Genomic DNA, 25,383 nt, shown 5'->3' with positions numbered 1-25,383 from the left:
TAGATAAAAATCAAATGTTTTTCGAGATCAATACCATGCAATATTTTTCAAAATATGTTGATCAACTCTTTATTGGTATTGGCGATTTATAATGGTGCTGAGGCTATCTTATTTTTCTTTTTTAAACGAATCCAACGTATCACCCAAATCATGGCAATAATACCCACGATGACCACGAGAACAGGAACAAGGAAGGACAAAATTGAAACCACTAATGCACTGATCCATTCACCTGTTGACACTACAGGATTAGCAATTCCTCCTGTCGTTGCAGTGGACAAGCCACGTACTGCAACTGTGCTCAGTTGTACTGCTGACGCTGTCCCGCCCCCAACAATAATTGCTGCTGCCCAACTGGCAAAGGGTGACATTTCTCCTGTGCTCACCGCCATCGTGGTCAGTGTGCCTGCAACCATTGCCGCAGGTGTAGAAATGGTGTCCAACGCATTGTCCACCCAAGGAATGTAATAAGCTCCAATTTCACAGACTGTAGCGACTGCAAGCCCAATACAAACCGATGGCATTGCCAACCATTCAAAGCCTTTCATCGGCTCAAACCATCCTGTTAAGGATGCTACACTCATCACAAGTAATGGGACAAATACACGAAAACCACAGGCAGCGCTTAATCCAATGCCAATGCACAAGCTAAGTATTGTTTCGATCATCATGCGTCTACCTGTATTTTTTATGGATGAATGGATAAGGTAGCAAAAAGCCCTATTGAGTAATAGGGCTTTTTTTTAAAACAGGGAGTAGCTGTTTTGCTTGTGCTGCTTAGGCATTCTTGTTGTTGAATTGATTGCCAAGGCATTTGGTACACGGTGGTAAACGATCTGTACCAATTTCTAAGTAGGTGCGGTGTCCGCAGTTGACACAAAAATAGAAGCCTGTTCCAGGTTTTTGACCAGCCATTACCATTTTTGTTCTCCATAGGTTTTTAGAAATGGTGAATAAATTATAGGCTGTTTTTTGTGTTTGTCTATTGGTCATTTCGACAAATGATGATGGCATTTGAGCAAAAAATACTTAAACCGTTTTTTTTATCAAATATCTCTCAATTTGTGACATATTTTACACTTTTTTCTGTTTTGTTCGCTTAAAAAGACTCAAATGAATTGAATTTCCTATGTAGTCAAATATGTTTCAAGTTATTTCTGCATCAATATTGGCATTCCGTCCTCGTCAAAGGATACGCCTCGCTCAATTAATTTTTCATATGCTGCATGATGGACTACGCCCCTTTTATTCACTTTAGCTTCGAGTAATCTGCATAAAGTCGCTTCGCTGACATTAGGATGATTCACCACTTCTATGCGTACACCCCAAAATTTGTCATCTGCAAAACGGTCAAGGATGTCTGCGTCTGCATCAGGGTTCATGGCAGCTGTAGCCCGAATCGCTTGATTGGGGTCTGTTAAAAAGGGTTCGAGTTCTGCTGTATTGGAAGCACTACATGCCAAAATATAGCGACGTTCTTCTTCAGCTTTTTGTTCGGGGGATTTTTTGGGCAATGGAAAACTCCTATTTATTTCTATTCAATTTTCTCGATTTTCTTTGGATTTTAGATTTTGGTTTTCTACTTGTTTTTTGTTTAGAACTTTTATTCTTTTCTGTGCCAAAAATATCCTCTCGTCGTATACGATGTAGAGATAATGGAACCTTCTTTAACTCATACTGTTCATCTACTAATGTTTTAAAATAAATTTCATCAAAAATATCAGCATCTTCCATTGACAGAGGTATATAGTCTGCTTTAGCTGAAATAAACCCTTTTAAGCCCCCTTGATATTTTAAATAAGCTCCCACATATTCCAACTCATCCATACTTAGTACTTTATTATGCAACTGATTTCTTTGTGATAAAAACTCATAAAAATCAGAATAATTTAGCTCTAAATGATCCCATGCCTGAACAATGCTATCCAAATTTGCAATATCAATAACCCATGGATATATTTCATCTTCATTCTTATCCAACAAGTAATTCAAATTACAACCAAGAGCTCCAAAATCGTCCCTTGTCACACAAATAGTATGAATAACTTTAATTTCTGCTAAAGGAATTTCTACTAAAAGTCTCCCTTTTTTTGTATATAAAGTTAATTTTTCATCCTCAATCACTCGTTTTTTTAAATTATTTGCTTGATCAAATGCTTTCTGTAACCCAGCGTTACTTTTAAAATGGTCTCTGATTCTAGTAAAAGCCTTTTCAGTATCACGCATTGGTTCTTTGGGAGGTGATGCTTTAGCCTCAACAATTAACAACACACCATTATCATAAATGACTAAATCATGCTCATTCCTTGAATTTGCATTTTCAAAAGCACTTTCATAAAAATCAGCATTACCACTGCATAATCTTTTAAATAATTCGGTAGTCTTTGTCTCTAACTTTTTATCTCGATTTTGAATAATTTTCTGAGCATTTTTGGCTTCTTTAAATAAATAATTTTCCAAAAAATTAATTATAGAAATAAAAAATGAATTATTCAGTACATAGTAAATTTTATTTTCCTTAAAAAATAAAGCCTTAAATGCAATTGGATTTTTATCAGTAATATAAGTTATTTCTTCTGCATCACCTCTTTTCAGACCAAAAATAGACAATATATTATTATATTTTTCTTCTCCTATTTTTTCTGAAATTTTAGATGACTCAATTGAAAATAATTCAAGAGTATTTTCAAAAAGTCTTTGCCCTCTTCTCTTTAACTCTTCGTCATTTTCAATACTATTAATTTCAGTATTATAGTTTTTAATATTCACTTGGAGCTTTTCTAAAAATTTTTTTCTACTTTCTTCTAAGTAGTTATAATCTTCTTGTAAATCATCCATTTTTCTTTGGATTTCATTCTCTAAAGAGCTTGCAAAATTAATTAAATCTTTTACTGTAAAGCCATAAGCATCATTTACTAATGGAGAATACTCGTCAAACCAAAATAAAATCCATTCTCTAATTTGATGAGAGCTTAATGTCTTACTTGTAAAAAAATAATGAATAAACGCTGACATTGCTACGAGTTGTGCTGTTCTATCGTTCTTATCTGAATCAAAATAGCTATAAGTATAAAAATTGAATATTTTGTTTAGTAAGTTACTAATTTTTTTGTCTAACTCCTCACTAAATTCAATAGGATTTTTGGGCTCTTCTTGTGATGCAGCTAAACCTAATAGATAACTCCCTTGCTGAAAGGGGGAACTTAATACCTTTGATTTTCCATGATTAAATTCATACTGTCGCCTACTTACAAAATTGACTAAAGACTCTAAACTAATTATTGTTGTTAATTGTTTTAACTCATCTATAGCTGTTAATAATTTATCATGTAATTCTGATTTCATCACATTCTCAAAATCTAAAGACCCCACTTAAAAGTAGGGTCTATTTACAACAATATCAAATACTTTTAGCTTAAATTATCAAGCCACATTCCCTTCCAAGAAATCCTGTGCAAAGCGTTGTAACACACCACCCGCTTCATAGACATGCACTTCTTCTTCCGTATCCAAACGACAAGTTACAGGCACTTTAATGATTTCATTTTGACCATTCTCAGTCGAACGCTCAATCACCAAAGTCAAATCAGAGCGAGGTGCAATATTACCGATCACACTATACAACTCAGTACCGTCCAACTTTAACGTTTTACGATCCGTTCCAGCTTTAAACTCAAGCGGTAACACGCCCATACCCACCAAGTTAGTACGGTGAATACGCTCAAAACCTTCCGCAACAATCACTTCTACACCTGCAAGACGAACACCTTTCGCAGCCCAGTCACGGCTAGAACCTTGGCCATAGTCCTTACCTGCAACAATGATGAGCGGTTGCTTACGATTCATATAGGTTTCAATCGCTTCCCACATACGCATTACTTCGCCTTCAGGCTCAACACGCGCCTTAGAACCCTGCTTGATCGTACCGTCAGAACGAACCACCATCTCATTGAACAATTTCGGATTGGCAAATGTTGCACGTTGTGCCGTTAAATGGTCACCACGGTGCGTTGCGTATGAGTTAAAGTCTTCCTCAGGCACGCCCATTTTATGTAGGTATTCACCTGCTGCCGAATCCATCATGATTGCATTTGATGGTGATAAATGATCCGTGGTGATGTTATCACCCAAAATCGCAAGAGGACGCATATTGGCTAACGTACGTGGCGCAGCCAAAGCCCCTTCCCAATACGGCGGACGGCGAATATAGGTACTTTGCGGACGCCAGTCATATAACGGACTTGCTGCCTGAACACGTTCACCCAAATCAAACATCGGGATATACACTTTTTTGAATTGCTCAGGTTTTACCGCTTCCTTCACCAATGCATCAATTTCAGCATCTGACGGCCAAATGTCTTTCAGGTAAATTGGATTACCGTCTTTGTCATTACCCAACGCATCTGTTTCGATGTCAAAACGAATCGTACCTGCAATCGCATACGCGACAACTAAAGGTGGAGATGCCAAGAATGCTTGTTTTGCATAAGGATGGATACGACCATCAAAGTTACGGTTACCTGAAAGAACTGCGGTTGCATACAAGTCACGGTCAATGATTTCTTGCTGAATCACTGGATCTAACGCACCTGACATACCATTACAAGTTGTACATGCATATGCCACGATACCAAAACCGAGTTTTTCTAAATCGTGTAATACACCTGCTTCTTCCAAATACAAAGCAGCCGCTTTAGAACCCGGTGCAAAAGAAGTTTTCACCCAAGGTTTACGTACTAAGCCAAGCTCATTTGCTTTACGTGCAAGTAAGCCTGCTGCAACAGTATTACGTGGGTTAGAAGTGTTTGTACATGAGGTGATTGCTGCAATGATGATTGCGCCATCAGGCATTAAGCCTTCAGCTTCTTGAGCTTTAGCCGCTTCTAAATTACCTGCAATACCTTTGGCTTTAAGGTCAGCGGTTGATACACGTGCATGTGGGTTTGATGGCCCTGCAATGTTACGGGTTACAGTTGAAAGATCGAAGCGTAATACACGTGGGTATTCTGCTTGCTTCATATCAGAAGCCCAAAGACCAATTTCTTTGGCATAAGTTTCAACCAATTTGACTTGTTCAGATTCACGACCTGTTAAGGTTAAATAATCAATCGTGTTTTGGTCGATGTAGAACATCGCCGCAGTTGCACCATATTCAGGGGTCATGTTGGAAATCGTTGCACGATCACCCACTGACATGCTGTCTGCGCCTTCACCGAAGAATTCTAAATACGCACCAACCACACGTTCTTTACGCAAGAACTCCGTCAATGCCAAAACGATATCCGTTGCGGTAATGCCCGCTTGACGCTGACCAACAAGCTCGACCCCGATAATGTCAGGTAGACGCATCCAAGAAGCACGACCCAGCATTACATTTTCTGCTTCTAAACCACCCACACCGATTGAAATCACACCCAATGCATCGGTATGTGGTGTGTGTGAGTCTGTACCCACACAGGTATCAGGGAATGCAATACCACCACGGTTTTGAATCACTGGAGACATTTTCTCCAAGTTGATTTGGTGCATGATGCCGTTACCCGCAGGGATCACGTCGACATTTTCAAATGCTGTTTTGGTCCATTCGATGAAGTGGAAGCGGTCTTCATTACGACGGTCTTCAATCGCACGGTTTTTCTCAAAGGCATCTGGGTCAAAACCACCATATTCTACAGCCAGTGAATGGTCTACAATCAACTGAGTCGGAACGACTGGATTGACTTTAGATGGGTCACCGCCTTGGTCTGCAATCGCATCACGCAAACCTGCAAGGTCTACAAGTGCTGTTTGTCCGAGAATGTCATGACATACCACACGTGCAGGGTACCAAGGAAAATCGTGGTCTTGTTTACGGTTGATGAGTTCTTTTAAAGATTGTTCGAGAATGGCTGGGTCACAACGGCGTACCAATTGCTCTGCCAAGACTTTAGATGTGTATGGAAGTTTTGCGTATGCGCCTGGCTGAATATCTTCTACGGCTTGACGCACGTCATAATATTCGAGCTGGGTACCTTGCAGGGGTTTGCGGTAGTTGTTATTCATTACGTGTGCCTCTTGCATCATTTTGTACTGCGTTCTAATGGCTGAATAGTACACTGTCGAAAAGCCATTTCCCAAATCTTTTATATTTCATATAGTTATATATAAAAATAGGGGTTTTAGAAATATTTGGTAACATATTGCTCGATTTATTTTTCTGAAATGTGCATTTTTTATAAAAATAGCGGAAAATAAGCTTAATTCTTTAGTATTAGATTTAAGATAAGTGAGCAATTCATGAGCAATTTAGCTTTCTCCTCGTTTACTTTAATTGGTGTCGATGCACTGAAATTCTTACAAGGACAAGTCACTGTCAATGTTGAAGCTTTGGCTGAAAATGTAAACCAGTACACAGCAATTTGTGATTTGAAAGGTCGTATTCACTTTGGTTTATGGCTTAAAAAACGTAATCCTGAAGAGTTTGAGATCGTAACGACGCAAGATCAGGCTGAGGAATTTGCCAAACATATTAAAAAATATGGTGCTTTTTCTAAGATGAAACTTGAACAAGTTGGACATGTTTTTCCAACAGTGAATGGCACGACAACTCACTTTTCTGACGTTGAAACTGATATCTCTGCATGGAAAATTGCTGCGATTCAAACAGGTCAAGCTTATATTGATCAAACGATTGAAGGTGTTTTTCAACCACAAGAACTCCGTTTACATCAACGTGGTGGTGTCAATTATGACAAGGGCTGTTATTTGGGTCAGGAAGTGATTGCCCGTCTTTGGTTTAAAGCAAAACCGAAAGCATGGTTACATGTGATTCAAGGTTCAGGTGCTGCTCCTGCTCAAGCTGAGCAACTGAATAAAGGCGTTCAAGTGGTCAATAGCACTGCTTTTGAAAATGGTTTTATTGCGCTTGTGGTGGCTCGACCTGAAGCTTTGGCTGAGCTTGAAGTGACTGTTTTAGACTTACCTGAAAGTTTAAGTGGTGATGTGGCTCGTCCTGTTTAAAAAACATAGATCACGTGAAAAAAAGCGTGATCTTCTTTTCCAAAGTAGATGATCATTATGAAATGTGCGCCTGCTGATTTATCTTTTTTATTTCAATTACCTTATTTAACATTAGCTCGTCATCAAACAGCTCTTCCATTTTTATTACATCATGTTCAACTCGCTGATGAACTAAGCAATATTTTAACTGCTTATCCAAATTTAAAATATCGGTGGTGTTTCAAAAAGTATGCTGACATTAAATGAAGCCATTATTGATGTAAAAAAAGGTTAAGTCGAAAGCTTTAAAATGGTTTTCAATCTTTTTTGAAAAATTACAACTCCTTCTAAAACCGCGCCTAATTCGATGCCTTATTTTGCAATTATTACCTTCAATACCTACAGTAAAAAATTTACCAATACTTTGCTTGCAGTTTTTAAAAGCAGTTATGAAACTGTCCCAATGATCACTTGCAATTCGGGTGTAGTGAATACCTAATTGTTTAAGCTTTGCCTTCAATCGTTGAACTGTAGCTAAGTCTCTTTTACCCCAAACATAAGCAACAATCTCACCTGTTTCTCGATGGTAGGCGTAAATAAGCCATTGTTTATTATTTTTATTTCCCACAAAAGTCCAAAACTCATCAACTTCAAGAGACTCATAATGACTTTGTTTAGGCTGAATTTGGTAGGTCGATTCGGTTAAAGTACGTAAAACTTTACCGATACTGATTCGCTCAACTTCAGCGATATCTCGTATACCACTACCTCTGACCATCAACTGTAATATTTTTCGAGTAATGCCTGAATGACATCCTAGATAGCTCAGAGCATGGTCACCAATAAACTGACGTTTACAGTCTTTGCACTGATAGTTTTGTTTCCCATCTACTTTGATGCCATTTTTCTTTATACTGTCACTGAGGCAGGTTGGACATTTGATTTCTAGAGTTATTCGCATTTCTCTATTTTATCAAAATTCAACCTGCTTTGTTTCAGCATACTTTTTGAAACACCACCAAATATCAACCTTTAGATTTTTATTATATTTTACATAAATCTCTGAGCATTATTGATGAAGATGTCATAACTGACTTAATGTCAAAATATGGATGGCAAGGAAAAATCATTGCCGCCTTTTTATGTTTTTTAGCACCTGATCCAAGCTACAAAAATACGATCAACAATGCTATACAACATACTCCTAAAAGGAATCAATGATTATTGCATCTCGCTTTATCTGAGTTCTGCTCAGACAATACCACCCCATATTTTTCAAATGAAATCTATACGTGTTTTAAAAATTTCCGAAAGAATTTAATACCCATCCGTCAAGCAAGATCAATCCGTAAAATCCCATATGAAAATTTAGAAACAGTAGAACAGCAACAAAAACTTTTGCTAAAAGAAATTTACAACTCCAAAGGCAAGGAAGCTGCTCATCAATTCATGAGGAATTCGATTTTTTATAATCTATTTTTTAGTTTCAAATAGAGCAATTATGAAAGTCATTTTCAAATCAAAATTAAGAGTTCTACGAGTATATTTTAACAAGCATCTAATATGTAATTGAAAATAGACAAAAATAGCCTCTAAAATTGATGACTAATCTTTCTTCCTCACATAATAAACCACCCCACCCCGATCATCGGAAAAATAAAATGAATTTGCATCAATTTTATAAATATCAGCAGGTCGACCATTTACTTTTTTACCCACTAAAAAACCATCCATAAAGGTTTCAAGTTTTTGCCCTTTACGCATCATCACAATTTTATAACCATGACCAATCTTTGCATCGGTTGAACCGTGTAATGCGACTAAAAAAGCATTTTTAATCGTGTCATCCGTGTTCGGATCATCAAAATAATCAAAACCTAAGGCCGAAGAATGCGATGGGAAATAGGCATAAGGCGATGGCACATTTTTACAGCCTGAGGCACGTTTAAACTTAGGGTCTGCAAAAACTTTTCCACCCGCTGAATAACAAGATGGCCAACCATAATCAGTATTCGCTTTTAGTGCATAAAATGTTTCATCAGGTTTATTTTTCCCTAAATGATCTGAGCCTTGATTGGTGGCAAATAAAAAGTTGCCAATCCATTTCAAACCCACTGCATTACGTAAACCTGAAGCATAAATTTTCTGCTCTGAACCATCAGGGTTCATTTCCAAAACAGTTGCCCGAACTTGTTCTTTCTCTACACAGGCATTGCAACTTGAACCGACTGAAACATAAATTTTACCATTGCCACCAACTGCTATCGTTCGTGTCAGATGCCAACCGCCATATTTATAACTTAAGCCATAATCAGGAAAAGTCGCCAGAACTTCAGACTTAGCCGAAGGTTTTATTTCACCTTGCGTGAATTTACGACGGGTGAGTTGATGGGTTTCTGCAATATAGATCCAATCCTGCCCGCCCGCATCTGTATAAAATTGTACTGAGTTTGGATTTTTTAAACCTGTCAGATAAGGTGTGATTTTGCTGAACTTTCCTGTTTGTGGATTCCATTCATCTAAAATATAAATACTGCCTTTATTATTATCAGACAGGTCATACATATCGGTGACAAACATTCTACCGTCTGGAGATTTAGCAAAAAAACGTACACGTTTTAAGCCTTCCGCAGCAGGAATAATCTCGTAATTTGCAGGTAAATTTAAGGAAAATTGCTGACCATTTTTCAGGTGAATTGGATGTGGAACCAATTTTGGTTGCTCAGCGAAAATGCTTGTTGAACACATTAAGCTGATGAGTAATATTGACCCTATTTTTATCATTATTGCATTCATCTAATTCAATATGAATTTTTATAATATAAACTGAATAAACAACAGATCACAAGATTCTTTTAAAAAAGAAAAAATCAAGCTATATGATTGTTTTATATAATTTTAAAATAAATTAAAAATCAAGTTTACAATTTTAAAGCATGCATCTACATCAGTGTGCCATATCTCGATTTAAAGTCAGTGAGCCGCAAAGCTTACTTTACTGCTCAACTCAATGATTTAACTCAGTTAAAGTAAATATTCTTGTCTTAAAAACCATGAAACAGCTTATTCATATCTTTACAAACATAGTCTTTAAAATGATAGGCACGGGCATGTTTTGCATCAAATTTTGCCGTCAAATCGCCTTTTTGAAAAATATAAACCCGATCTTCTTTACTGATCAGATATTCACTGCCCAATTTCATCAATAAAGCATCAATTTTATCTGCATCTGCAATACTTTCATCTTCAAACACTTTTGAATAATTGCGCTTAATGGTTTTAATAAACATGCTCTACTCTACAGTTCAATTGAATAGGAGAATTTAAACAAAATCTACAGCAAAAACCTATTTGAAAATGCAACAAAAGCGGTCATTCCTCTATTTCAATCTTGTCTAAAGCGAAGGATGCCGATAAAATTGCCACATCATGTGTTATCGCGGCTGCTGAACCCGATCAACTCATGAGTTTTAAAATAATGGACACTCACTATTTAGTTTTAGAGCAAACCAAAGCACCGCCACACACCCCAAAACGTAACCGAGCATGGCGACGTAAAAACAAATTTTTATATCGTGGGCGTGATTGCAGACATACTTCAACATTCTGGAAGCCTGAAAAACGCTTTAACTTAATGTCAGGGCGACCATTTAAATTAAAACGAGCAATGCAATTAGGCTTTGAATATCCACGAATCTCCAACCAACAAAGACGACTCAATGCTCAACATGAATACTGGAATTCTATCAATTGAATATTCTTTTTATTTGTAGTCGTAACCAATGGCGTAGTCCCACCGCAGAGCATGTCTTTGCCGTGGGTTATGGCATTAAAACCCGCTCGGCAGGCACTAGTCGTCACGCGAAACATACCCTTTCATCCAAAGATATTGCTTGGGCAGATCTTATTTTTGTGATGGAACAAAAGCATAAGCAAAATATCAAAGAAAAGTTTCCCAAACAGTTACAACATAAGAAAATCATCGTACTGGATATTCCTGATGATTATCACTATATGGATGAAGCACTGATCGAACTGCTACAGGATATCATTCCACCTTATTTAGATGATTTTGCATAAATTTTAATAATTTTTCTCAATAAAATAATTACAGGAATAGGCTATATTTTTTTAAATAACTACGCCAATATCCAACCAATATTTTTTCGAGATTGATTATGAAAACGTGGTTTACTGCGCTTAGTCTGAGCTTTTTTGCCATGACTGCAAGTCATGCAGACATTAAAACCGTAGAAAAAAATCTTAAACAAAATTTTCCAGATATTCCTGTTAAATCTGTCAGAACATCTGCTGTGAAAGATATCTATGAAGTCTATATGGGTGGGCGCATTGTCTATACCACCGATGATGCAAAATACTTTTTTGTCGGTAATCTCATTGATTTAAAACAGCAAAAAAACTTAACAGAAGAAAGTATGCAAGTTTTAAGTAAAATAGACATTGCACAACTTCCACTGAACCAAGCCATTAAAAAAGTCAAAGGTAAAGGTGAACGTGTCATCTATTTATTTAGTGATCCTGACTGTCCATATTGTCAAAAATTTGAGCATGAACTCCAAAAAATTGACAACTTGACTGTGTATTTATTCTTGTATCCAATTCCAACTTTGCATCCTAATGCAGTGAATATTGCTAACCAAATTTGGTGTTCAAAAAACCCATATCAAGCATGGCTCGACTATACACTTGAGAAAAAACAACCCTCAAATCATAAAGTATGTGCTACACCCATCACGAAAATCGCAGATTTAGGCAAGCAACTTGAAGTTGAGGGTACACCGACCTTTTTCTTAAAAGATGGTACTCGTATTTCGGGTATTCGTAGTGCAGAAGACTTAGAAAAAATTCTAAAATAAAACTATTAGGATGGTGACGATTCACCTACGCTCCACCATCCTTTTTTACAATCACAATATCATTTTCGAAACTTATTTTTTCAGTTATATTTAACCTCTGACACCTGTGAAATTATTTTCATACATTCATACTTTTATTGATTATTTTCGCTGTAAAAAAACATCATAAACCTTTATTTTTAAGAACTTAAAACGATGAAAAAAAATCTAATCACCTGCGTAATCTTAAGCCTAACACCATTGACTTTTTCGACTGCCAAAGACGTAGTGATAGAGCCTCGTATTGCTACCTCACCCGTTGAAATCATGCCACGCCCCATTCAAATTATCACAGCAAAAAATGAAACAGCAATTCAACTGAAAAGTGTCAAAACACAAGTGGAAATCATCAATGGTTTAGCTGAAACAACCGTGGAAATGCAATTATATAATCCAAATACGCGACCACTAGAAGGAAATTTAGAGTTCCCATTGCAAGAAGGTCAACAAATTACGGCGCTGGCTTTGGACATCAATGGTGAAATGCGTGATGCTGTACCTGTGCCCAAAGCCAAAGGACAGCAAGTTTTTGAAGCCATTGAACGGCGTAATGTAGACCCTGCTTTGCTTGAACAGACTCAAGGCAATAATTTTAAGCTGCGAGTCTACCCAATTCCTGCACAAGGTACGCGCACGGTTCGTATTCGTTACCAAGAAGCGTTAAGCCAGAGTTCACAAGATAAACGCTATCGCTTACCCTTACAATTTGCCAATCAAGTGCAAAATTATCAGCTTGAGATCAGCATAAAAGGTGTTGAAAATATACCTAAAAGTGAGCAGTTAACCTTTACTCGCAACGCAAAAAATGAATATCGTGCAACGCTTAAAAATCCAAAACTCACCGATCTCAAACACATCGATATTTTGATTCCTACTAGTCAACAAGCCCAACTATTTACACAACATTTTAAAAATGCTGATTATTTTTATGCCGAAATTCCTGTCGTGGATATGTCACAAGCACGTCCGCTACCAGAAAATATTGGCATTTTATGGGATACGTCTTTGTCTGCTCGACAACGTGATCTACAAAGTGAACTTGCCTTACTCGATGCATATTTTCAAAAGATACAAAATGCGACCGTTGAATTAACTCTGTTACGTTATAAAGCCTCTGCACCACAAAGCTTTAAAATTAAAAATGGAGATTGGTCAGCACTGAAAAAGTTCTTGGAAAATGTAGTATACGATGGGGCAACGCATCTTTCTGACTGGAAAAACAACAGCAATATTCAAGAATATTTATTGTTTAGTGATGGCTTAGACAACTATGGTCTGCAACAAAACATTCAACTCAGTGACAAGCAACGTTTATATACGATTCAAGGCAATGCCCTGAACTTAGATCATCAACAATTACGTCAACTTGCCGAAAAAAATCATGGGCAATATCTATTTTGGCAAAATACAAATGAGTTTAAACAAGCACAACATGCCCTACTCCATGATCAAAGCCGTTTAATTCAAGTCGATGGTAATGGCATCAGTGAATTATATATTCCATCGTATTTTCCTGAAAATGGAATTGTGCGCGTGTTTGGCAAATATTCACCCCTGGTCGGGGATCAAGCCGCCTTAAAGCTAAAATTAAACAATGGCGAGCAACAACAAACTTTACAATTGCCCTTTAACAACAGTTTGAACAGTCAACAAGTCGCAGCACTTTGGGCAAAACAAAAAGTCGCACAACTACTGCCACAAGAAACGCTGAATGAACAAGCCATTCAAAATCTTGCACAAGACTTTAACCTTGTGACGCCTAACACCTCTTTGATTGTCTTAGAAAATTTAGATGATTATGTACAATATAAAATTCAACCACCTGCAAGCTTAAAAGCGGAGTATGAACAACGCATCACTGCTCAACAACAAAGTATGCAGCAAAAACAGCAGCAAGCTCTTGCCCGCAGTATTGATGAATATAAAGAACATCAACATTGGTGGGAAAAAGATTTTCCGAAACAAAAAATCAAGCCAAGTCATACCGAAAAAATGGCCAATGCACCTGTAGTTGAAGTTGCACCTGCTCCTCAAATGCCCGCACCTGTCTCTGCTGAATATGCAGCAGATGCAATTGCGACAGATTCAGTTGCGGCTACAACCGAAACAAGAGAAGTTTTACAAAGCCGCAGTCAAAAGGCACAGCAACGCAGCAGCAATACACCACAAAATATTACGATTGAGATTCAGGCATGGAAAGATGACGCACCCTATGTCGCACGTTTAGAAAAAGCATCGAAACAACAAGCGTACCAAATCTATTTAGATGAACGTGAAAATAACTTAAACAATCCATCATTTTATTTAACTGTTGCGGAGATTTTTAAGCAAAAAGGCTTACATGATGAAGCCGTTTTGGTCATTTCAAATTTAGCTGAATTAAATCTGGAAAATCGTCATGTTCTACGATTATTGGGTCAGCAGCTCATGTTGCTCCAACAATATGGAGATGCGATTGTGATTTATCAAAAAGTTTTAAACATGGCAGAAGAAGAGCCACAATCTTGGCGTGATCTTGCTTTGGCCTATGCAGAAAACAAACAATATGATGATGCAATTCGCACCATGTACCATGTGGTAAGTCATGAATGGGATCAGCGTTTTGGTGGTATTCATTTAATTGCTGTAGATGAATTAAACAACTTTATTGCCAAAGCACCAAACAGCCCTGCGATCAAAGACATCGACAAAAAATTAATTCGTAATCTACCTGTGGGAATTCGTGTGGTACTGACATGGGACAGTGATAATTCAGATATGGATTTGTGGGTGGTCGACCCGAATCAGGAAAAAACCTATTACTCAAATCGTCATAGTGCACAAGGCGGTAAAATTTCCAATGATTTCACAGGGGGTTATGGTCCTGAAGCATTTTGGTTAAGGCAACCCATGAAAGGTGAATACAGCATCAAAGCACATTATTATGGTGACCGTCAGCAAATCGTGACTGGACCGACGACTGCATTTGTGCGCTTAATTCGTGATTGGGGAACCTCAAAACAAAGCGAAGAAATTTTACGAGTGAAAATGACCAAAGATCGACTGCAAACAGGTGAAGATGGTGCAGTATTGATTGGTAAATTTAAGGTGAATTAAGAAGCCATTGTGAAGTACAACATCTGTTTAATAATCACTTTTTTGAATAGATGTTGTCACCTACACAATATATTCTTTAAAATAACATTAAATAACAAATATTTAAAAACAGAATATTTTGTATACATTTTCACACCTATTCATCTGTTTGCCTCACAATACCATACAAAAATTAAAGAAAAACACGCCTTTTAAGGCTTTACATCTTATTTTTAGAGCACTTATGATGAAGCCACGAAAACTACAAAATTTCTTTCAGGAAGAAATGCTTCAATAAGGTTATGTATCAATGAAAAAAATTCTACTCTCTGCATTACTCAGTTTTTCTTGTGTAACTGCTTTTGCAGCACCACAAACCTCATCTGTCGATCCCAAATTTGCAAAAGTTGAACAACTGATTCAAAAGAAAGATTTTAACGCAGCCTATAAAGAACTTGAAAGCATTGCTAAAACAGGTGATGCACAAGCTTTATATAATTTGGCATTTTTAACTCAAGCAGGTCAAGGTACTACAGTTGACACTAAAAAAGCCTTGCAATACTACCAACAAGCTTCTGACAAAGGTTATTCTGTTGCAAGTTATGCACTTGCCAAAGCCTATCAAACAGGTGAATTAGGCGTTCAAGTCGATCAAAACAAAGTCCGCCAATACTTAGAGAAGTCCTCAAAACAAGGTTATGACGATGCCACTGTCGAATATGCTGTACAACTTTTCTCTGAAGACAAAGCAGAATCAGACAAATTGGCACTGCAAAAGTTAGATCCTTTAATTAAAAAAGGTAATATGCAAGCGATCCACGCTAAAGCACTGTATGACATTAGCCAAGGATTTAAAAATAAGAAAATCGAATCTGTACAACAAGGCATCAAGTCCATCCAAACACTTGCACAAAAAGGCTATATTCCTGCTTTGTTAGCAATGGCAAATATGATGGTAAAAGGCGAAATCATTGAGCAGAATTTACCTGAAGCAAAAAGAATTTATGAAGCTTTAGCCAAACAAAACGTGCCTACAGCCAAAGAAGCTGTTGAAGCGATCAATAAAATGATTACCAATAAAGCTGCGAATCCTGCAAAAAAATAGATATCCCCATATCATATAGACTTAAATCTTTTAAAATGGCAGTCAAATTGACTGCCATTTTTTCTTGATAATACATTGTAAAATAAAAATTATTTAAAAATCCATTCTCGTATTTCACAACTTCCCCACTCAATATCTGTAATCTTTTGTAAATTAATCTTGCTAAATAAATAGTCTTTGTGACACTATATTTATATAGGCTATAAGACACTATATAGAGATGTAAAGATGTCTATTCAAATTAAAGATTCAAATAACAAAATAATTGCTGTGAAGACCAGACAATTTTCAGGCGGAGAACGTCACGTACAGTTCGAAGCAGATGAACTCACGCAACGTCAAGGTCAGGTTTATATTCAAGCCAAAATCAAGAATAGTCAGGATTTGATGGATTATTTGTTGATTGAAAATGTATTGATGAATCAAGGTTTAACAATCAATTTGGAAATTCCGTATTTTCCTTATGCACGTCAAGATCGTATTTGTGCAACAGGTCAGGCATTTTCACTCGACATTATGACCAAACTTTTGAATATCAATACTGAGCAATTTCCAAAGCAACGTCATTCCATCAAAGTTTGGGATGTGCATAGTGTGGTATCTGAAAAATTATTGGGCGAAAACACATTATTTAATAAAGTGATTAATGTTCAACCTAGTGAAATTATTTTAAAAAGCCAAGCCTTAACAGATATTTTAACAGCTCAAGATACAGTATTGATTTGCCCTGACGCAGGTGCAAAACAGCGTACTCAAGGCATTGCGGATGTAATCAATGCTCATCGAGCAAGCGATATTGAGATTGTCTATTGCGAAAAAAACCGTGATCCAGTCACAGGTAAAATTCAAAACTCACATGTGCATACGACTGATTTATCAGGCAAAACAGCAGTCATTACAGATGACATCTGTGATGGTGGTGCAACCTTTATTGGTATTGCCGAAGAATTGAAAAAGTTAAACTGCGAACATGTGGTGCTCTATGTCACACATGGCATTTTCAGTAAAGGTTTGGCTGTATTTGATGGAAAAGTTGATCGGATTTTTACAACAGACAGTTTCCCTCAAATCGCCAATGAAAAACTATCAGTGATTCATTTTGACAGCAATGACTAAACGATTACCTAAATAAAGATATGATTAACTTAGGAAAATAAAAATGAGCTTAAAATTAAATCCACTCAATGCCATCGACTTTTATAAAGCAGACCACAGACGCCAATACCCTATTGGCACTGAATATGTCTATGCCAATTTCACACCACGCTCGGCTAAATTGGCAAAAATGTTGCCTGATTTTGATGACAAGATTGTATTCTTTGGTTTACAGGGTTTTATTAAACACTTTTTGATTGAAACATGGAATGAAGGCTTTTTTCAGCAAGATAAGAATAAAGTGGTTAGCACTTATAAACGCCGCATGGACAATGCCTTAGGTGATGGCGCAGTGCCTGTCGATCACATTGAAGCTTTACACGATCTAGGCTATTTACCTATTCGTATCAAAGCCTTAGATGAAGGCAGTCGTGTCAATATACGTATACCTGTATTGACCATTATCAATACTTTACCTGAATTTTTTTGGCTCACCAATTATTTGGAAACGGTGTTAAGTGCTGAGCTTTGGAAAAGTTGTACCACAGCGACGATTGCTTTTGAATATAAGCGTTTATTGACTGAATATGCAATTAAAACTGGCGCGCCTTTGGACTTTGTTGCAATTCAAGGACATGATTTTAGTAGCCGAGGTATGAGTGGTATTTATGATGCAACCCAGTCAGGTGTAGGGCACCTCACCAGTTTTATCGGGACAGATGCGGTGTCTGCGATTGATTATGCTGAGGAATATTACAATGCTGACGGTGTTATTGGTGTTTCTGTTCCTGCAACCGAACACAGCGTGATGTGTATGGGCAGTGAGGACAATGAAATTGAAACGTTTCGTCGGTTAATCACTGAACTGTATCCTTCTGGTGTGGTCAGTATTGTGTCGGATACTTGGGATTTTTGGCGAGTGATCACTGAGTTTACGGTGGAGTTAAAAGCTGAAATTCTTGCTCGCCAACCAAATGCAATGGGTTTAGCAAAACTGGTGTTCCGTCCTGACTCAGGCGACCCTGTTAAAATTTTGTGTGGTGACCCTGATGCAAAAATCGATAGCCCTGCGTATAAAGGCGCTGTGGAATGCTTATGGGAAATCTTTGGTGGTACAACAACAGATAAAGGCTATAAAGTTTTAAATGAACGTGTCGGTTTAATCTATGGTGATTCGATTACTTTAGAACGTGCTTCAAACATTCTTCAACAATTGGAAGCCAAAGGCTTTGCATCGAATAACGTGGTGTTTGGGATTGGGAGTTATACTTATAATTACATGACTCGTGATACTTTTGGTTTTGCTGTCAAAGCCACTTGGGGACAGGTCAATGGCGTTGCTCGGGAGTTGTTTAAAGACCCGATCACTGACTCAGGGATTAAAAAATCGGCAAAAGGTTTACTGCGTGTTGAAAAATCAGCAAATGATTTTGAGTTATTTGATCAGCAATCTGCCGAACAAGAGCAACAAGGCGAGTTAAAAACAGTGTTTGAAAATGGTCAGTTGATTCGTGAATGTCGCTTGGATGAGATTCGAGCTAGATTAGCTTCAAACTTATAAATATGCGAATGCTCTCCTTGTAACAAAATTGGTTTCAAGGAGAGCAAATTTATCCATAAGAAATTTTAGCAATCATCTACCCACAATTCATAATGGTCTAGATGATTATTTTTAAAATAAAATGTAATTGATTTATATTCGTCTTGTTCTGATGAAGCACTGAAACGATTGGGATTTTCTTCATCCAAATCAATCTTGCCTTTAAAGATTTTTTGAAAATTGGCTTTGGTCATCGAGCCATCTATTTTTTTACCATAGAAAATCACCGCATTATTTTTAAGCATGTGGACGGTTTGAATTCGATTGTAGCCATTGACCGTAAATGATCCAAAATCATATTCATCTGGAAATTTTCCACCATTACATTCATCTGGCTCACCTTTAATCACTTTTATGGGCTTTGGTAGTGTTTTTAGATTCAAATCAAATGAATGATATGTTTTACCATTGATCACAGGTTGAATGGTTTTATCTGCAAAGGTTAAAGTCGAAACGCAACATAATACTGAGATAAATAACGTTTTAGTGCTCATTGTCTGTTCTTATTGAATTTAGCGATGAATCGACATCATAAAGACTCGGTTGCAAACAAACAAGTTGGAAAGTGCTTGGCGAATATCCCCCTACCCTGTAATAATCCGAATACTCATCCACGTTGAAAATAAAGTGAGCCAGACCGTGACATTTACATCTGAACAGGAATTTTTATCCAACTATAATAAAAAAGACTTTGATGCACCTTTGTTCACGGTGGATATGGCAATTTTTTCTGTTGATGCAGGTCAACTGCAAGTGTTGCTGATCAAACGTTCTAACTTTCCTCAAAAAGATCAATGGGCTTTGCCGGGTGGTTTTGTCGATTTGTCGAAAGATACCGATTTGATGGCTTCTGCTCATCGTAAATTGGTGGAAAAAACAGGACTTCAGTCACCACATTTGGAACAAGTCGCGACTGTTGGCAATGCTACACGTGACCCACGGGGGTGGGCAGTGACATCTTTGTATTTTGCGCTGATTGATTTTAAAGCCTTTCAACGCGTTGCCAATGAACAGACCGAGCAAAAGCAAACCGAGTATAGTGAATGGTTTTCTATTGCCGATGCTAAAAAATTGGATTTAGCCTTTGATCATTTACAGCTTTTGGATTTGGCGGTAGAGCGTCTAAGCAGTAAAGCTCGTTATACAGCACTGCCTGCGAGTTTAATGCCTGAACTCTTTACCCTGACTGAATTACAGCAGATTTATGAAATCATTTTAGGGCAAAGTTTGGAGAAAAAATCCTTTAGACGTCGTATGATTGAAGCGGGTGCGGTTGAAGAAACAGATCAATCCAAAATTGCAGGCAAACGCCCTGCGCAGTTATACAAATATGCTTTGGACAATTTTGATTTTCATTTTCCACGCATTTTGGAATATCCGAGGGAAAATCACACTGAAAAGTAATCATTAGAGTATAAAATGCATTTAGAACTTAAACTTTTTTTTTGGATGGGTACAAATCAATCCAAATGTAGGATCAATTTAAAATCTTTAATTTAAACGATCAAAGCTGTGGCATATAAAATATTGGCAAACTCGACTCATAGAAAACATGCTAAATTATATATAGCATTTCAAACACTTGAATTCACATGACTGTACGCTTTCTTCATACTTCCGACTGGCATTTGGGACAATTTTTCTATAACCATTCCCGTCACTATGAACATGAGCAATTTTTGGCATGGTTACTTGAGCAAATCAAAGAAAAACAACCGCATGCTTTACTCATTGCAGGTGATATTTTCGATGTCATCAACCCCGCATCTGCTGCACAAAAACAACTTTATCAATTCCTCGCCGATGCACATGACCTCGCCCCACACATGCAAACCTTGATGATTGCAGGGAATCATGATTCGGGATATCGCATTGAACAAGTTGAACCTTTACTTGAAAAATACAATGCTAAAACTGTCGGTGTGATCCACAAAAATAATGAAGGTTCAATTAATTTAGACCGTTTACTTATTCCTATTTATGATACAAAAAATGATGAAAATAAAAAAATTGTTGCTTGGTGCTTAGCTCTACCCTTTTTACGTCCTGCTGAAATTACAGGTTTCAATGAGCAAACCACCAACAACCAAAACGCAATTACTTATTTACATCAACAGATTATTGCCGAAGCAATCAAACGAAAAACAGCTGATCAAGCCTTGATTTTGATGTCACATGCACACATGCAAGGTGGCGAAACGTCGGACTCAGAACGCCCAATTATTATTGGCAATGAAGAGGCACTTTCCACTGCCCTGTTTGATGATGTGATCGACTATGTTGCGCTTGGGCATTTGCATAAACCGCAAAAAGTCGGTCAGGAAAATATCCGTTATAGTGGCTCTCCGATTCCGCTTTCATTTAGTGAAATCAACTATAAACATCAAATCGTTGAAGTGATGATTGATCCAACAAAAACGGATGAAACACGTTTTAAATATGAAACTGTTTTAATTCCTCGTAAAGTTGATTTATATAAGTTTTCAGATCCATTACCAATTGTTTTGGAAAAATTAAAAGCTTTACCTAGTGGTGAAATTGACAATATTGACCATCGTCCATATATAGATATCCAATATTCAACAGATATTCCACCACAACCAAATTTAAGACAACAATTTGAAGATGCTTTACCCAAAGGTCGTTATCGTTTGGTGCGGATTTCACGTCAATATTTAGCTTCTGAAAAATCGGGCAATGAACAATCTCAAATTAGTTTAGCACCACCAACGCCAAAAAAACTCTTTGAACAAATTTGGCAAAAGCAAGGTTATGCCACTGATGATGCTGTGCTAAAAGACTTTCTAAGCTTGGTACAAGAAGCCGAAAAATCACTTGAAAATGAGCATGAAGGTTAAGGATTTGCCATGAAAATTTTATCTATTCGTATAAAAAATTTGGCATCTCTTGCAGGTGAGCATTTTATTGATTTTGAATCCGAACCTTTAGCTTCCGCAGGCTTAGTAGCAATCGTCGGGAAAACAGGTGCTGGTAAATCGACCATTTTAGATGCCATGTGCCTTGCGCTATTTAATAAAATTCCACGTTTAAAAGACAGTGATGGTAAGTTGCAAGATGTTGATGGCACAGAACTTTTAACCAATTCTCCTCTAACCGTATTACGACGTGGCACGGCGCATGGTTTTGCTGAACTGACCTTTGTCGCTCAGGATCAAAAACATTATCTTGCCCGTTGGGAACTGAAACGTTCACGTGAAAAAGCAGATGGAAAACTGCAAAGCGTACAACGTTATCTAAAATGTATAACCGATGGTGTGGTCGTTGCAGACAAAGCCAAAGCGGTTGATGCAAGTATTTTCAAAATCACACAATTGAGCTTTGAACAATTCACCCGTGCCGTCTTACTCGCACAATCAGAAGTCACCGCATTTTTAAAAGCCCGTGATAATGAACGTGGTGAATTACTTGAATATTTAACTAATTCTTCAATCTTTGGCAAAATTGGTCAATTGGCTTTTGAGCGCACCAAAGCTGTTGCAGTCAAACGCAAAGAACTTGAAAATTTACTGGGTCATATTGAAATTTTATCTGATGATGAAGTGGCTGAATTATCAAATCAATATCAACAAGTTGAAGCTGAATATAAAAAATTTGAGGCTGAAAAAACGCAACTCACGACCCAACAACAATGGTTTGAACGCAAGCAACAACTTGAAAGTGAAATTTTGGTTAAGCAACAGTTTGTTGATACACAACTCAAAGCACAACAAGATTTAGCACCTGAACGTGAGCGTTTGCATCGTTTAGAAATCTTTTCTGAAATTCGCTCAACCGTATTTCAACAGCAACAATTACTCAAAGCTGAACAACAACTTGCACCAAAAATTCAAAAGCAACAGCATTTATTTAGTGAGTTAAAAAATCGGTTTGATACACAAAAAACTGCGTTTGTTCAGGCTGAAACCGCATTAAATGAATCACAAAATTTTGAAAGTGTTCATTTTGAATCCATCAATCAAGTCCGTCATTGTAATACTGAGCGTGATCGAATCGGAGTTGAATTTAAGAAAACTCAAACGAAACTGAATGAATTAGAAAGTAATCAGCAACCTTTATTTGAACAGAAAAAAAACCTTGAACGACAGATTCAGCAGATTACTGAACAGCAAAGTTTAGTGAATAAAAACCTTGCTGAAACACAAAAATTTTCGAGTTTAGATCAGGGGTTAAATGCGCATCTACAACAACTCAATCAATTTATTCAGCAATATCAAAATATTGAAAATCAGTTCGGAAATTTAACACAAGCTGAACAGCAATTATCTGCTCAAAAAACTCAGCATAAGCAAACCATTGAACAAAACGGAACGATTGAGCAATTAGAACTTCAAATTGAGCAAGCTCGCCAGCAACGTGAGCAAAAAATTCAGCAACGTAATCAACTGGATTTAATTCAGCAAAAATTAACGCATTTTTTTGAATTAAAAACTGAATCGCAATGCTTGAATGATCAATTGCAAACTGCATCAACTCAACTTGAGCAATCTGAAAAAGAAGCATTACAAGCTGAGCAAGACTTTCAAGCTGCAAAAACCGAACGTCAAAAATTACAGGAGATTTTGCAACAGCAACGCTTACTGCATGCTGAAAATATTGAACATTTACGTGCTGAGTTGCAAGATGGTGAACCTTGCTTAGTTTGTGGTAGTACCTCACACCCTTATAAAGTGGATGATGCTGCTGTATCTAAAACCTTATTCGAACTGCAACAGCAACAAGAACAGCAAGCCATTATCAAAGAACAAGAAGTGTTTAAAATTTGGCAAAATTCTCAGCAAGTATTCACCAAATTTAAAACGGAACGAGAACAACTCCATTCATCTATTCAAAGTAATGCTAATAAAGTTGCTGTTGCTCAAAATACGCTACTTGCACAAGTTGATGCTATTAAAATCAAATTGAATTTAACTCAATCTCAAGTTGAAATTTCTGCTCAAATCAAACAACTTTTTGAACAATATCAGGCCGATATTCAGCAGATTGAAACGCAATCGAATCAATGGGTTCAAAGTATTAAAACTCAGCAACAGCTCAATCAAAATATCCAACACGCTGAAAATTTATTAGATAAAGCAACTCAACTACAACAGCAGGTTCAGCATATTGTCAGCGCATTATCCGATGCTGAAAAACATACATGGCAACAACACAGTACGAAGACAGCACAACAGATTTCTAATCAACTCAATCAACGCTTAAAAAATTTAGAACAAGCTGAAAAACTGCTGAAAGATTTTGATCAATTTAAACAAAAATTGCATGCGTTGACTTTAAATATTGAACATATTTCGAAGCAAGTAACGGATGCGAAACAAGCATTGGATGAAATCAAAATCAAAGGTTTGCAAAATACAGAAACGGCGAAACAACTGATTTTGCACATGACAGGTTTAAGTGATGTAAAACCGAATGAGTGGCTCATTCAGCATGATCAAAAACGCCTGCAAATACAAAATCAGTATCAACAACTCAAACAAAGCTTTGAACAGTTGCGCGTTCAATTTGAGCAACAAAAAAGCCAACTTGATCAACTCAATGCACAATTACAGCAGAATCAGAACAATGCTCATGCAGTGAATATTGAGATTCAAAATTGGTCGAATCATCATTCTGATTTTCAAACGACAGATTTGACCGAACTCTTACAGATCAGCCCTGCTCAAGAACAGCACATCCGTCAGCAAGTGCAAAATGCTGAACGCTTGTTGAATGAAGCAAGTTCTGCACTTAAAACCATGCAAGAACAAAGGACTGAACACACAAAAATGCAACCTGAGATTAATTTTGCTCAATTACAGCAATTGATTGCAGAAAATGCTGAAAGTTTAAAATCACAATTGGACGTTCGAGATCAACTCAAGCTAAAACTCGAATTGCATCAACAGAATGTAGCGAAGCAAAAACAATTTGCGGATCAAATCCAAGAAGTACAACAAGAGGAACATCGTTGGGGTAAAATTTCAGGCTTAATGGGCGATGCCACAGGTAAAAAATTCCGTGATTATGCACAGCAATATAATTTGGATATTTTACTTGAACATGCCAACCAGCAATTGGCGATGCTCTCGCAGCGTTATACCTTAAAACGTTTGGACAACTCACTAAGTCTAGCCATTATTGACCATGACATGGATGGTGAAACGCGTTCTGTGGCTTCACTTTCAGGAGGTGAGTCATTCTTGACAGCGCTTGCACTATCACTTGCAATTGCCAATATGGCATCAGGTTCAATGAAAATAGAATCGCTGTTTATTGATGAAGGCTTCGGAACTTTAGATGCCTCATCGCTACATATGGTCATGAATGCACTCGATCAACTGCAAAATCAGGGGCGTAAAGTTGTGCTGATTTCACATATACAGGACATGCATGAACGGATTCCAGTGCAGATTCAGGTCAAGCCTTTAGGTGCAGGCGCAAGTACCATTGAAGTGGTCAGTTAAAAAATGGCAACCTGTTGTTTGCCATTTTTGCATCATATGATTTATACATGCCTAACTTTCATCAGGTTTGATCTTCCAACCTTCAATTTTTTTCTAATGCATCTAAAGTCACGTCATAATTGCTAAGAAATTCTTCTGTTGTTGCTTGTG

At 37.2% G+C, this 25,383-nt stretch carries 20 protein-coding genes; 11 read left to right on the top strand and 9 right to left on the bottom strand.

What is annotated here, in order from left to right; genetic code table 11:
- Nucleotides 1-86 precede the first annotated feature (86 nt).
- From G0028_RS04100 to acnD, 5 genes are all read right to left on the bottom strand, one after another.
- Nucleotides 87-665, bottom strand: coding sequence for a DUF4126 domain-containing protein (locus G0028_RS04100; protein ID WP_180046114.1), 579 nt, complete (start codon nucleotides 663-665; stop codon nucleotides 87-89).
- Between the two features lie 112 nt (nucleotides 666-777).
- On the bottom strand, nucleotides 778-1,014 hold the full coding sequence (locus tag G0028_RS04095) for a zinc ribbon-containing protein (protein WP_180046076.1): 237 nt from the start codon (nucleotides 1,012-1,014) through the stop codon (nucleotides 778-780).
- 137 nt (nucleotides 1,015-1,151) lie between these two features.
- Nucleotides 1,152-1,514 (bottom strand): hypothetical protein, encoded by a 363-nt coding sequence (locus G0028_RS04090; RefSeq protein ID WP_180046078.1) that lies wholly within the window; start codon nucleotides 1,512-1,514, stop codon nucleotides 1,152-1,154.
- 10 nt (nucleotides 1,515-1,524) lie between these two features.
- Nucleotides 1,525-3,345: a hypothetical protein gene (locus G0028_RS04085; RefSeq protein WP_180046080.1), complete on the bottom strand. Its 1,821-nt coding sequence runs from the start codon at nucleotides 3,343-3,345 to the stop codon at nucleotides 1,525-1,527.
- 78 nt (nucleotides 3,346-3,423) lie between these two features.
- On the bottom strand, nucleotides 3,424-6,042 hold the full coding sequence (gene acnD / locus G0028_RS04080) for a Fe/S-dependent 2-methylisocitrate dehydratase AcnD (protein WP_174493622.1): 2,619 nt from the start codon (nucleotides 6,040-6,042) through the stop codon (nucleotides 3,424-3,426).
- A 234-nt stretch (nucleotides 6,043-6,276) separates the two neighbouring features.
- Here acnD and G0028_RS04075 point away from each other — a divergent pair, with 234 nt between their 5' ends.
- Nucleotides 6,277-6,999 (top strand): YgfZ/GcvT domain-containing protein, encoded by a 723-nt coding sequence (locus G0028_RS04075; RefSeq protein WP_174493224.1) that lies wholly within the window; start codon nucleotides 6,277-6,279, stop codon nucleotides 6,997-6,999.
- Between the two features lie 238 nt (nucleotides 7,000-7,237).
- Here the strand turns inward: G0028_RS04075 and G0028_RS04070 are convergent, their stop codons facing one another.
- From G0028_RS04070 to G0028_RS04060, 3 genes are all read right to left on the bottom strand, one after another.
- The gene (locus tag G0028_RS04070; protein ID WP_015586042.1) at nucleotides 7,238-7,939 is read right to left on the bottom strand and encodes an IS1-like element ISPa14 family transposase; all 702 of its coding nucleotides are present in this window, start codon (nucleotides 7,937-7,939) and stop codon (nucleotides 7,238-7,240) included.
- 644 nt (nucleotides 7,940-8,583) lie between these two features.
- Nucleotides 8,584-9,762, bottom strand: a complete 1,179-nt coding sequence (locus G0028_RS04065) for a PQQ-dependent sugar dehydrogenase (protein ID WP_180046084.1) — start codon at nucleotides 9,760-9,762, stop codon at nucleotides 8,584-8,586.
- A 260-nt stretch (nucleotides 9,763-10,022) separates the two neighbouring features.
- Nucleotides 10,023-10,268, bottom strand: a complete 246-nt coding sequence (locus tag G0028_RS04060; protein ID WP_180046086.1) for a hypothetical protein — start codon at nucleotides 10,266-10,268, stop codon at nucleotides 10,023-10,025.
- Between the two features lie 101 nt (nucleotides 10,269-10,369).
- Here G0028_RS04060 and G0028_RS04055 point away from each other — a divergent pair, with 101 nt between their 5' ends.
- The 7 genes from G0028_RS04055 to G0028_RS04025 all read left to right on the top strand — a co-directional run bounded on the left by G0028_RS04055 (nucleotide 10,370) and on the right by G0028_RS04025 (nucleotide 18,730).
- Nucleotides 10,370-10,732: a hypothetical protein gene (locus G0028_RS04055; RefSeq protein WP_413782950.1), complete on the top strand. Its 363-nt coding sequence runs from the start codon at nucleotides 10,370-10,372 to the stop codon at nucleotides 10,730-10,732.
- Complete coding sequence (locus tag G0028_RS04050; protein WP_180046090.1) at nucleotides 10,729-11,058, top strand: low molecular weight protein tyrosine phosphatase family protein; 330 nt, start codon at nucleotides 10,729-10,731, stop codon at nucleotides 11,056-11,058. The genes G0028_RS04055 and G0028_RS04050 overlap by 4 nt, the downstream gene beginning before the upstream one ends.
- Nucleotides 11,059-11,156: 98 nt before the next feature.
- The gene (locus G0028_RS04045; RefSeq protein WP_180046092.1) at nucleotides 11,157-11,855 is read left to right on the top strand and encodes a DsbC family protein; all 699 of its coding nucleotides are present in this window, start codon (nucleotides 11,157-11,159) and stop codon (nucleotides 11,853-11,855) included.
- Nucleotides 11,856-12,050: 195 nt separating this feature from the next.
- Complete coding sequence (locus G0028_RS04040) at nucleotides 12,051-14,990, top strand: VIT domain-containing protein (protein WP_180046094.1); 2,940 nt, start codon at nucleotides 12,051-12,053, stop codon at nucleotides 14,988-14,990.
- A 289-nt stretch (nucleotides 14,991-15,279) separates the two neighbouring features.
- Nucleotides 15,280-16,074 carry a tetratricopeptide repeat protein gene (locus G0028_RS04035; protein WP_180046096.1) on the top strand — a complete coding sequence of 265 codons (795 nt, stop codon included), beginning with the start codon at nucleotides 15,280-15,282 and terminating at the stop codon, nucleotides 16,072-16,074.
- A 228-nt stretch (nucleotides 16,075-16,302) separates the two neighbouring features.
- Nucleotides 16,303-17,190: a phosphoribosyltransferase family protein gene (locus tag G0028_RS04030; protein WP_180046098.1), complete on the top strand. Its 888-nt coding sequence runs from the start codon at nucleotides 16,303-16,305 to the stop codon at nucleotides 17,188-17,190.
- A 43-nt stretch (nucleotides 17,191-17,233) separates the two neighbouring features.
- A complete protein-coding gene (locus G0028_RS04025) occupies nucleotides 17,234-18,730 on the top strand; it encodes a nicotinate phosphoribosyltransferase (protein ID WP_180046100.1) in 1,497 nt (498 codons plus the stop codon).
- A 65-nt stretch (nucleotides 18,731-18,795) separates the two neighbouring features.
- Here the strand turns inward: G0028_RS04025 and G0028_RS04020 are convergent, their stop codons facing one another.
- Complete coding sequence (locus G0028_RS04020; protein WP_180046102.1) at nucleotides 18,796-19,263, bottom strand: hypothetical protein; 468 nt, start codon at nucleotides 19,261-19,263, stop codon at nucleotides 18,796-18,798.
- A 145-nt stretch (nucleotides 19,264-19,408) separates the two neighbouring features.
- On the opposite strand from G0028_RS04020, the gene G0028_RS04015 reads away from it, so the two are divergent.
- The 3 genes from G0028_RS04015 to G0028_RS04005 all read left to right on the top strand — a co-directional run bounded on the left by G0028_RS04015 (nucleotide 19,409) and on the right by G0028_RS04005 (nucleotide 25,233).
- Nucleotides 19,409-20,173 carry an NUDIX hydrolase gene (locus G0028_RS04015; protein ID WP_180046116.1) on the top strand — a complete coding sequence of 255 codons (765 nt, stop codon included), beginning with the start codon at nucleotides 19,409-19,411 and terminating at the stop codon, nucleotides 20,171-20,173.
- A 188-nt stretch (nucleotides 20,174-20,361) separates the two neighbouring features.
- Nucleotides 20,362-21,627: an exonuclease SbcCD subunit D gene (locus tag G0028_RS04010; protein ID WP_180046104.1), complete on the top strand. Its 1,266-nt coding sequence runs from the start codon at nucleotides 20,362-20,364 to the stop codon at nucleotides 21,625-21,627.
- A gap of 9 nt (nucleotides 21,628-21,636) precedes the next feature.
- Nucleotides 21,637-25,233 carry an AAA family ATPase gene (locus G0028_RS04005; protein WP_180046106.1) on the top strand — a complete coding sequence of 1,199 codons (3,597 nt, stop codon included), beginning with the start codon at nucleotides 21,637-21,639 and terminating at the stop codon, nucleotides 25,231-25,233.
- The last annotated feature ends 150 nt before the right edge of the window (nucleotides 25,234-25,383 follow it).

The organism is Acinetobacter piscicola, from assembly GCF_015218165.1.
Classification (GTDB): Bacteria; Pseudomonadota; Gammaproteobacteria; order Pseudomonadales; family Moraxellaceae; genus Acinetobacter; species Acinetobacter piscicola_A.
The sequence above is the reverse complement of the archived record's forward strand: the minus strand, read 5'-3'. Positions and strand labels throughout refer to the sequence as shown.